We start from the raw sequence: 10,271 nt of genomic DNA, 5'->3' as shown, positions 1-10,271 counted from the left end.
CTCCAATACGATCGCCCCAATCTCCTCAGAACGTGGAACGAGCTCTTTGACCAACGCCGCTATATCAGCGTCAGCATTGGCAATGCATTGGGTTTTTGATTGGTCGTCTAAAGCGATCTCCAGCGTGTCTTTGGAAACGTCAATACCCACAAACGTTGATTCAGAAGCGTTCATCTATAGCCATCCTTGCAAATACGTGGTCACGGCTTTCCGGCACGTGCCAACCAGCAACTGTTCGGTATTCAGACAAACGGCTGACAATGCACGCCAAGTGCTCTCCCACGGGCTTGATGTCCCAGAGGGGCGTCGGGCTGTGCGTCGCCTTCCGAACTCGTTTCCACCACACCTCCGTGGCACTCTACGACCTAAACCTTGGGGCTCTGCCCCAAACTCCGCACTCGCCGTGAGGCAGCGGCCGGGGATGATCAACCCCTCCCCAGCCCCTGCCTCAAGTGTACTTGGCTTACAGGATGTCAAGAGGCTTTCGCGGCATAAACGCAAGAGAAAAATACCTCTCTCGCATTTATTCCACGGTCCTCTTGACACCCTTCCAGCCATGACTTCATCTCCTCTCTTGAACGAACGAAAAACCACAAAACGAAGCATACAAGGGGTCGGGGGAGAGGGAAACGGTCATGACTTTCATGATCGGGGGTGCCTGGAAAGTCATGACCGTTAGGAAATCCAACGGCTCCCCGACTGCTTTCGGGTAGTTTGACATGGGGGAAATATTCCTGCCAACAGCGGGAGGTATTCCTCTGGTGAAGGGTGCGACCACACGACAGACTGCAAACATCAGTTCGGCAGGTATCGAGTCACCCCTATGCCTGCAAGGACGACTGACAACGCCAGCACCAGACATGGCATACGATGAGGAACTATGGATGATCGACGCACTGTTTGACCTTCTCGGCGCTTTCCATGAAAAGGGCGATTTCGTCCAGGCCGAACGGATGGCACACAGAATCATGCAGGCGATCCCTGACGACACGGTGTCGCTGCAGTTTCTCGGTCTGATCTATTACCGAAGCGGGCGCCGCGACGAGGCCATGCAGGCGTTCAACAGTGCGGCTCGACATTCACGGCATTGCTCTCGTGTCGACGGCAGTCTGCGTGCCTCGACACAGTGTCTGCGTGCGGCGTGCAGCCAGGGATCGGCACTGGCCGGCGCCTGGTACGAACTCGGGCTGGTGTTGTTGCGCCTGCGCAGATTCCGGCAATCGATGGACGCTTTGCAATCTGCGCTCTCCACACGCCCCGATTTTCCGGCAGCACAACGCGCGATCGAGCACATCAGACGTTTGCATTTCGCCAAGGACATGCATCGGCTCAAATCGCTGCCGCTGCCAGGAGAAACCTGGCGGCAAGCGAGACATCGCCTCCGTTGCTCGGCAAATCAGGAGTTGGTCTACGGAAATTGCGAACGCTGGCCTTCACGTTGTCGCTGCATGACGCGGGCTAGCACGGGCGGTCGTGTCCGCTGCCATGACTGCAGAAATCCAGAGTGTGCCAGTCCCCGCTGAAGGTCATGAATCCTGGGAATGGAGCTTCGCATGCGAGTCAATAAACTGCAGTCCGTAGAGCTTGAACAGCGAATCGAGGCATTCGTTTCGAGTGCGTGTGCGGGAGAGTTCGAGGCAATGCGGGCTGCGGTGGCCAGGGGATTCGATGTGAATGGTGCCGATCAGATTGGCGACACGATTCTCGAGCGCGTGATTGGCGGACTCGATTGCTGCCCGGAAGCGCCAAGGTACCGTGTGGTCCAGGAAATGTTGCGGCTTGGTGCCGATCCATGCCGTCGCAGCGGGGATGGTTCGAACCCGCTGTTCAGCGCGGTCCTGAAGATGGACACCGAGATGTTGCGCATCCTTCTCGATGCGGGTGCCGATCCGAATGCGATGTTGCGCATTATGCTCGGTGTTGGTGCTGATTTGCAGGCGTTGGCAAGTGAGTGTATGGAAGAGTCCCTGTACGACTGGGCCGATTTCGCTTACCGCCACGATGTCTGGAACAGCAAACTGCCCGAAGAGGCCAGAGCAGCGGATCGGGCCGATCAGGACGCCTGGCTTTGCTTCCTGGACCGCTTGGCGGTGAAGTATGGCAAACGGCGACCCGACCATCTGCGGCTGTTGCGCGAACGTGGAGCGTTGGCGATGTCCGAATTGCGCCAGCAAAGCGAGCGCTGCTCCGTGCCTGCGCCGCGAGGAGTACCCCCGATCAATTCTCCCATACGCCATACTTCCTGTGGATTCCCTGTCGGGCTTCGTTCCTCAGCCCAAGCGACTTCCACCGTACTCGCCGATGCCACCCCGCAGACATTACGACCTACGAAGAGGCTTGGCAATCCAACCCGCACATCACTTTGAATTACCCCCGGCCTGTCAGCCTGTCTTGAAGACTTGACATGGGTTCCGATGCGACCGTACATTCCACACGTTCGTTTGTAGATCCGTTCGAGCCTGCGGTCGACGACTGAGAAATGAACCTCTGATCGTTCTCGACCTCGATGCCCTCGTCCGGTGACTGCACGCTTGCCGAAAAATCAGGACGTTGTGCTAAGGATCCCGCAAACCAACTTGCTGTCTCCGATCTCGATCAGCAGCGCGGCTTCTGCTGGCGAGATTCCGCGCGCGGCATGGGCCCGCCTTTGTCCCCCCCGGACATCCTTTCCTGAACGCCGATTTTCTGACGGTCATCGAGCGGCACGGGGCGGTGGCACGCGCCTGGGGATGGACACCTTGCCATCTCGTGGCGAGCGACGCAGGTGGCGCGATCGTCGGTCTGCTGCCGCTGTACGTCAAGACCCATTCGCATGGCGACTTCATCTACGATTGGTCGTGGGCGGCGGCTTACCGGCAACTCGGCCGCGAGTACTACCCGAAACTGATGAGCTGCGTGCCGCACACGCCGGTTGCCGGCCCGCGCTTGCTGGTCGCCGATGGGCCGGACGCCGCAGCCACCCGGCAGGCGCTGGTCGATGGCGCGCGGACGCTGGCCAGCCGCTCGGGTGCTTCTTCGTGGCATGTCGCGCTGCCAGGCGGCGACGAATCGAGCCTGCTGCAGGACGAAGGACTATTGATCAGCCATGATGTCCAGTTTCACTGGATCGACCCCGGCTGCGGTGATTTCGACGGTTATCTGGCGACTTTCAGTGCCGCCAAGCGCCGCAAGGTGAGGGCGGAACGGCGGCGCGTGGCGGAGAGTGGCCTGTCGATCGAGACCCGCCACGGCGATCAGATCGAGGCCGCCGAATGGCCACTGCTGCACGCGCTCTACGCCAGCACCTTCGAGAAATTCAACAATCACGCCGCTTTCTCGGCGGCCTGCTTCGCCGATCTGGCGGCGGCTCTGGGAAAACGGATGGTCGCCTTCATTGCCCGCGATGCCGGCGTGCCGGTCGCCATCGCGCTGTGTTTTCGCAGTGACGAAGCGCTCTACGGGCGTTACTGGGGAGGTTCCGGCCACTACCACAGCCTGCATTTCGAACTCTGTTTCTACCAGGGAATCGCCTATTGCCTGCGCGAGGGACTCCGGCGCTTCGAACCCGGTGCGGGTGGCGAACACAAGCTCGCGCGCGGCTTCACGCCGACCATCGTGCATTCGGCGCACTGGATCAGCGATGCGCGCATGCGGCAGCTGCTCGGCCGTCACCTGGCGCTGCAAAGTGAAGCGGTTGCCGAGTACCGTGACGAAGCGGCCGCGCACCTGCCTTTCCGGCGAGACCCTGCGCAGGAATGACGCAGCCGGGGCAGCTCCTTGCCTCTTGAACCGGCGAATCAAGGACCGGGATAGCTGCAGGCGATTTCCTTGCGTTCACCGTTGAGACGGCAGTGGCTGATCGTTTTCCCGTCGGCGTCGAGCAGCGTTCCTCCCCAGCCGCTATCGTCCAGTTCGAGCAGCAGGAAACTGTAGCGGTTGAGGAAGATGCCGCTGCTGGCGGTGACGCCATCGTAAAGTTTGCCGTCGGGCTGCGCCCTTTCCATGCCGCCGCTGCCGACCTTCCCTTCGTAGACAGGCGACTGGGGATCGAGCGCTTCGAGCTGGGTGCCGCTGGCGCCGATCACCACCTGCGCCGGCCGACCTGCCGGGTAGTGGGCCAGGTCGGCTGCGGGGGCAAAATTGATCGTCTGAAAAGCGTGCTGATGGCCGGCGAAGACGAACTGCAGGTTCGCCGGCAGCTTGCCGGCGAGGGCGGTCTGCAGCGCGTTGGGTGGTGATCCGGCGTCGAGCCCGTCGTACCAGATCGGCCGGTGCAGCAGCAGCCAGACCGGGGGCGCCTGCGGAAGCGCCGGCAGTGTCGTCAGCGCACGCAGCGTACGTGTAAAAATCTCGACCTCCTGCGGCGTGGCCGGGCGATAGTCTTCATGGCCGGCGTTGTCGGCGACGACCAGCGTCAGCTTGTCGCCGAGGTCGATGCGATAGGCGTCGGCGGTAAGATTGTTGGCCAGCACCGAGCGGCTGTCGGTCTTGAAGCGCTGGTCGGGGCAGGCCTGGTAAGGGAGCGGCGAAAGGAAACGCATCCAGCCTTCGCCGCCGCGGTCACAGCCCTCATGGTTGCCGCGCACCGTGACCCACGCTGCAGCCGCGAGCAGCGGGGTCGCCGGGGCGAAGAAGTCGGCATGCCAGCCGGCCCAGTCGTAACCGACGACGACGCCATTGTCCCGGAGTGGCGAGCAGAGCGCGGGCTGGTCGCAGTATTCGCGGTAATGATAGTCGCCGAGGTGAATCACCAGATCGGGTTGTGTGCGTGCCGCGGCGACTGCGATTCGCCGCCAGGGCCAGTCCGCGGAGCTGCTGCAGTCCTGGATCGGATCCCCTGGCGAATCGGCGGGGACCTTGACCCGGCAGCCGGTGTCGCCAATCACGACGATGCGCCGGGTATCGGTCCTGAGCATCGGCATGGCTTGTCCGTCGATGCTTGCCTGGCGCGCTGACCGGGGTAAATCGAGTTCGCACGAGAGCACTGCGAAGCCGGGTTCGAAAGCGGGGTTGTTGCGCGCCGGTGTATTCGGTGGCGTTGCCCTGGTGCGCGGCAGCAAGGGCAGGGTACGGCCATCGACGATTGCCGTCGGACAGGCGTCGGTAGCGGCGACGATGGCCCGCAGGCTGATGGTGTCCTGCGTACCGAGTTGCGTCCAGCGACTGATCGGCGCGCCTCCGCTGACCGGCCGGCCGGCACAGCCAGCCAGCAGGCTGACCACCGTAAGCAGCAGCAAGCCTGCACGGAGAAGGGATTTCCCTGATGACGGCTGGGGCAGGGCGGGCATCGCGGGCTCTCGTCCCAAGTCTGCAGCGATCGTCGATCAGAGATGCAGATAACCCGCCACCCCGACCAGCAGGCCAAGAGCGGTGGCACCATAAACGCCGAACAGCATCCAGCGCTTGCGCGTCAGCAGCGTGATCGCGGCCATCGCGATGGCAACCTGGAGCAGCGTGGTGGCCAGCGCCCAGCGCTCATGCACGTGCATTTCGAGTTCGCTTTTCTGGTCGGCCGCTTTGGCGACGGCTTCGAGCTTGTCGGCCTCGGCCTTGATCTCCTGTTTTTCTTTCTTGTAGCGCTCGACTTCCTGGACATATTTCTCGCGTGTTTCGCCACTCGTCAGGGTGATCGACAGCTCGGCGAGGTTCTGCTTGTTGCTCTTGGCCTGATAGTAGTTCCACTGATTCGAAGCCGAGGTTTTCTGGATCGCGGCCTCGTTCTTGTAGAGCAGGGCGGCATTCTGCGAGTGGCCGCCGAGATAGCCGAAAATGGCGCCGATCGTGGACAGCACGGCGGTGAGAACGGCGACGCGCGAGGTGAATTGATCACCGCCATGCTGTGCAACGTGCTCGACTTCGTGATCATGCGGGCCATGTACATGAAATCCGTGACCTGACATTGGTTTTCTCCTTGCTGCAGTTGGTGTTGGTGGTACTGTGGGGCCGCGAATTGTACACCAGGCCGGCATCGACTCAGATGGTGGGATGAAAGCCGTCGCCATTCTGCCTCAAGATGCGCATTCGCTGCTGGATTCTGCATGCTTCGCTGCTAGACTTCGTCATGGAACGCAGTCGCGCCCTGCCGCAAGCGGTGTCGATGCAGGAGACCAGGGCCGGGCAGGGGGGCTGGATTCGTACAGGAATCGACGATCGAGGAGGGCAATCGGGATGTGGTTTCTCGGAGCAGTGCTGGGAGCGGTGGTGGCCGCCAAAATCTATTCCGAACTGTGGATCCTTGGTGCCCTGTTTGGCGGAATCATTGGCTGGATTTTGGGCAGCCGGGCGCGGCAAAGGAATGAGGACCATTTCAAGAGCATCGAAGAGCGCTTGCGCCGGCTCGAAGAGACGCTGCAGCATCTTGAACAGCGTTCGCTCTCGCCGGTATCACAGCCGGTATCACAGCCGGATTCGGGCAGGGCACCGCTACCCGAGCGAAAGGATTGTGCGAAGCCCGCGGCGCTGGAGCACTCGCCCGAGACCGCTCACATCCTTGCCACCGATCTTGAGCCGGCGGTCGCTGCGGCAATCGTTGCGGAGCCGGCAGAGATACCGCCGCCTCCCCCGGCGCAGCGCGAAGAAGCAGCGTCACCCGCCTGGGAGTGGCTGCTGCGTGGCAACCTGATGGCGCGTGCCGGCATCGTCATCCTTTTCTTCGGCTTCGCCTTTCTGCTGAAATACAGCTACCAGCACATCCAGATGCCGATCGAACTGCGGCTGGCAGCGGTGGCGCTCGGGGCGGTACTGCTGCTGGTCATCGGCTGGCGGTTGCGGCTCGCTCGGGAAGCTTATGGTCTGGCTCTGCAAGGTGGCGGCGTCGGCCTGCTCTACCTGACCATCTTCAGCGCGCTGCGCTTGTACGGGTTGCTTCCCGCTGCTCCGGCCTTTGCCCTGCTGCTGGCGGTGGTCGCACTCTCGGCGCTGCTGGCGGTGCTGCAGGATTCTCTGGCGCTGGCGATGCTCGGGGCAGCGGGGGGGTTTCTGGCGCCGATTCTGACCTCGACCGGCGAGGGGAGTCATGTCGCCCTGTTCAGCTACTACGCCGTGCTCAACGTGGGCATTCTGGCGATCGCCTGGTTCAAGGCCTGGCGCCTGCTCAACCTGCTGGGTTTCGTGTTTACCTTCGGCATCGCGACGCTGTGGGGGAGTCTCCACTACCGGCCGGATCTGTATGCGTCCACCGAACCCTTCCTGCTGTTGTTCTTCCTGATCTACGTGGCGATCGCGGTGCTGTTTGCGCGACGCGCCGCCGGGCCGGTCGAGAGACACCTGGACACCACCCTGGTCTTCGGCGTGCCCCTGATCAGTTTCGGACTGCAGGTCGGCCTGGTGCGCGAATTCACCTACGGATCGGCCTGGAGTGCGCTCGTGCTGGGTGCTTTCTACCTGCTGCTGGCGAGCACCTTGTGGTCACGCCGCGGCGAGGGCCAACGCCTGCTGGTCGAGGCGTTTCTTGCCCTGGGCGTGGTTTTTGCGACGCTGGCCATTCCCTTGGCCTTCGATGGGCGCTGGACCTCTGCGGCATGGGCAATCGAGGGCGCGGCGATCGTCTGGGTCGGCGTGCGGCAGCAGCGGCTGCTGGCGCGGCTATTCGGCATGCTCTTGCAGTTGCTTGCCGGTTTCTTCTATGTTCAGGACAAGGGTGTACCGGCGGGCGATTGGCCGGTGCTCAACAGTGTCTACCTGGGCGCCCTGCTGCTGGCGCTGGCTGGCCTGTTCTGCGCATGGCTGTTGCAGCGGCATCGGCAGGAACTGCACCCGGCCGAGCGCCGGCTGCAAGACCTGCTATTTGTCTGGGGCATCCTGTGGTGGGCCGGCGGCGGTCTGCACGAGATCGATCGCCATCTGCGCAACTCTCTGCAGGGCAACGCGGCGCTGGTGTTTTTCACGGTCTCGAGCCTGCTTTTCAGCAGGCTCGAGCGCTGCCTGAGCTGGCCGCAGGCGCGCTACCCGGCACTCGCCTTGCTGCCGCTGATGGTCTTGCTGGCGCTGCGGATGACCTTCCATGCTGCGCATCCTGGCGCGCATTTCGGCTACCTCGTCTGGCCACTGGCTCTCGCCGCCCATCTCCTGCTGCTGCACCGTCACGCGGCTGCCGGCGACGCTTGCCTGAAGTGGCTGCACGCCGCCGGCCTGTGGCTGCTGGCGGCGATCGCTGCCTGGGAACTGGCCTGGGCAATCGACTGGTGGGTGGCGGGGCGAGCCGCCTGGCCGCTGATCGCCTGGGCGCTGGTCCCCGGATCGCTACTCGCCCTGCTGGCGCTGCGCGGCGAGCGCCTGCCCTGGCCGGTGGCGGCGCAGCTCGAAACCTATCTGGTCGCGGGCGGTGCACCGCTGGCGATATTCCTGGCCTCCTGGTTTGTTTTCGGCAATGTCGTCTCGGACGGAAATCCCTGGCCGCTGCCTTATCTGCCGCTGCTGAATCCTCTCGATCTGGCGCAGGCCGGCGCGCTGCTGGTGCTCTGTAGCTGGTTCGTCGAAGTCCGCCGACTTGGGCTACGGCCGCTCGTGACGGTGCCGCTGAACATCGCCTGGAGTGTGCTGGCGGCGGCGCTCTTCCTGTGGACGAATGCGGTGTTGCTGCGCACGCTGCACCACTGGGCCGGGGTGCCGCTGTACCTCCCGGCGATGCTGCGCTCGGATCTGGTGCAGGCCTCGCTGTCGCTGTTCTGGACGCTGCTCGCGCTGGCGACGATGGTGCTCGCCACCCGGCGTGTCTGGCGCCCCTTGTGGTTGGCTGGAGCGGGTTTGATGACCGTGGTGGTAGTCAAGCTGCTTCTCGTGGACCTGTCGAATGCGGGGACCATCGAGCGGATCGTTTCATTCCTCGGCGTCGGCGGGCTGATGCTGGTGATCGCTTATCTGGCGCCAGTACCGCCCAGACAGGAAAGGAGTCAGGCATCATGAGAATCGTTCTCGCGTGGCTGTTGTGCCTGCTCAACGGCGTGGCGATTGCCGAAACGCCGGAAGACTTCGCTTTCGGGGTGCCGCTCGAAACCCGTGGTGCGGAGGCGCTTTTTCAGGTCGAACTGCCACAGGCGGTGTACGAGGGCGTGCTGCGTGCCGATCTTGGCGACCTGCGCGTGTTCAATGCCAGCGGTGAAGCAGTGCCGCACGCGTTCCTGCCGCAACCGGCGACTTCGCGAGAAAAGCAGCAGCCGTTGCGGCTGACCTTCTTCGCCCTGCGTGGCGACGCCGTTGTTGGTGTCGACGCGCTCGAAATCCGGATCGATCGCAGTTCGGGCCGGGCCGTGCTCACCATGAACGGCCGGCCGCCGCTACGCACTGCCACGCTGCTCGGCTACCTGATCGATGCAACGGCAATCGAGCAGCCGCTGCAGGCGCTGGCGCTGGAATTGCCGCGCTCGGTGGACAATGTCGTGACGCGGGTGCGCGTCGATGCCAGCGATGACCTGGCGCGATGGAGCACGCTGGTGGCGGACGCGCCGGTGCTGCGTCTCGAGGCCGGTGGCCAGCGACTGGAGCAACTGCTGGTGGAGTTCCCGCCGTGCCAGGCGAAGTTCTTTCGCCTGTCCTGGCCGAGCGCTGCGCCCGCCCTGCAGCTCGCTGGTCTCGCTGGCGAGCCGGGCGAAACGGTGGTCGAGGCACCGCGGCAATGGAAACAGGTGGCCGGCAGCGCAGTCCAGGAGCACTCCGGGGAATACGTCTTCGACCTTGGCGGACGTTTTCCGGTAGACCGCCTGCGTTTGGTCCTGCCACAGGCCAACAGCGTCGCTTCGGTCGAAGTCCTGGCACGCACCCGCGCCAGCGATCCCTGGCGGCGAATCACGGCGAATACCGTTTATCGGCTGGGCGTGGCCGGTCAGGAGGTGGTGAATCCGGATCTCCCGATTGCGCCAGTGAGCGATCGCTACTGGCTGCTGCGGGTCGATCCGCGCGGTGGTGGCCTCGGTGCCGGTGCGCCTGCTCTGGCAGCCGGCTGGCTGCCGCAGCGTCTGGTCTTTGCCGCGCGCGGGGCGCTACCGTTTCAGCTCGCCTACGGCAGCAGTACCGCTGCCCCAGCCGTCTACCCGATCGCAACGCTGGTCCCCGGATACCGCGCCGAGGACGACAGCAAGGCACGTCCTTTTCCGATCGGCCATGCGAGCACCGGCAGCGCCCGGACGCTGGCCGGCGAGCGTGCGACTCGTACCCCGATCGACTGGAAGCGCTGGACCTTGTGGGGAAGCCTGCTGCTCGGCGTGGGGCTGTTGGGGTGGATGGCGCTGCGGCTCAGCCGGCAAATGTTCCGGGCGCAGCCGGAGCAGTCGCGCGCAGGGCAGGGCGACCGCTGA

The 10,271-nt window shown here is 63.6% G+C and carries 7 protein-coding genes; 5 read left to right on the top strand and 2 right to left on the bottom strand.

Going from position 1 to position 10,271, the window contains the following annotated elements; translation table 11 throughout:
• Positions 1 to 884 precede the first annotated feature (884 nt).
• The 3 genes from E4Q08_RS11805 (at position 885) to E4Q08_RS11795 (ending at position 3,738) form a co-directional block, all read left to right on the top strand.
• Complete coding sequence (locus E4Q08_RS11805; protein WP_169070527.1) at positions 885 to 1,523, top strand: tetratricopeptide repeat protein; 639 nt, start codon at positions 885 to 887, stop codon at positions 1,521 to 1,523.
• 189 nt (positions 1,524 to 1,712) lie between these two features.
• On the top strand, positions 1,713 to 2,366 hold the full coding sequence (locus E4Q08_RS11800; protein ID WP_169070526.1) for an ankyrin repeat domain-containing protein: 654 nt from the start codon (positions 1,713 to 1,715) through the stop codon (positions 2,364 to 2,366).
• A 346-nt stretch (positions 2,367 to 2,712) separates the two neighbouring features.
• A complete protein-coding gene (locus E4Q08_RS11795) occupies positions 2,713 to 3,738 on the top strand; it encodes a GNAT family N-acetyltransferase (RefSeq protein WP_308240120.1) in 1,026 nt (341 codons plus the stop codon).
• Positions 3,739 to 3,776: 38 nt separating this feature from the next.
• On the opposite strand, the gene E4Q08_RS11790 is transcribed toward E4Q08_RS11795, so the two are convergent.
• Both E4Q08_RS11790 and E4Q08_RS11785 read right to left on the bottom strand, forming a co-directional pair.
• The gene (locus E4Q08_RS11790) at positions 3,777 to 5,267 is read right to left on the bottom strand and encodes a metallophosphoesterase (RefSeq protein WP_169070525.1); all 1,491 of its coding nucleotides are present in this window, start codon (positions 5,265 to 5,267) and stop codon (positions 3,777 to 3,779) included.
• 36 nt (positions 5,268 to 5,303) lie between these two features.
• Positions 5,304 to 5,879: a DUF4337 domain-containing protein gene (locus tag E4Q08_RS11785; RefSeq protein WP_169070524.1), complete on the bottom strand. Its 576-nt coding sequence runs from the start codon at positions 5,877 to 5,879 to the stop codon at positions 5,304 to 5,306.
• Between the two features lie 268 nt (positions 5,880 to 6,147).
• On the opposite strand from E4Q08_RS11785, the gene E4Q08_RS11780 reads away from it, so the two are divergent.
• Both E4Q08_RS11780 and E4Q08_RS11775 read left to right on the top strand, forming a co-directional pair.
• Positions 6,148 to 8,883: a DUF2339 domain-containing protein gene (locus E4Q08_RS11780; protein ID WP_169070523.1), complete on the top strand. Its 2,736-nt coding sequence runs from the start codon at positions 6,148 to 6,150 to the stop codon at positions 8,881 to 8,883.
• Complete coding sequence (locus tag E4Q08_RS11775) at positions 8,880 to 10,271, top strand: DUF3999 domain-containing protein (protein ID WP_169070522.1); 1,392 nt, start codon at positions 8,880 to 8,882, stop codon at positions 10,269 to 10,271. The genes E4Q08_RS11780 and E4Q08_RS11775 overlap by 4 nt, the downstream gene beginning before the upstream one ends.

It is taken from the genome of Candidatus Accumulibacter contiguus, assembly GCF_012940005.1.
Taxonomy (GTDB): domain Bacteria; phylum Pseudomonadota; class Gammaproteobacteria; order Burkholderiales; family Rhodocyclaceae; genus Accumulibacter; species Accumulibacter contiguus.
The sequence above is the reverse complement of the archived record's forward strand: the minus strand, read 5'-3'. Positions and strand labels throughout refer to the sequence as shown.

What these genes read in the sequence shown, in the direction of transcription:
- E4Q08_RS11805 (WP_169070527.1), top strand. Translation starts at nt 885, where the DNA reads ATGATCGACGCACTGTTTGACCTTCTCGGCGCTTTCCATGAAAAGGGC.
- E4Q08_RS11790 (WP_169070525.1), bottom strand. Translation starts at nt 5,267, where the DNA reads ATGCCCGCCCTGCCCCAGCCGTCATCAGGGAAATCCCTTCTCCGTGCA.
- E4Q08_RS11785 (WP_169070524.1), bottom strand. Translation starts at nt 5,879, where the DNA reads ATGTCAGGTCACGGATTTCATGTACATGGCCCGCATGATCACGAAGTC.
- E4Q08_RS11780 (WP_169070523.1), top strand. Translation starts at nt 6,148, where the DNA reads ATGTGGTTTCTCGGAGCAGTGCTGGGAGCGGTGGTGGCCGCCAAAATC.
- E4Q08_RS11775 (WP_169070522.1), top strand. Translation starts at nt 8,880, where the DNA reads ATGAGAATCGTTCTCGCGTGGCTGTTGTGCCTGCTCAACGGCGTGGCG.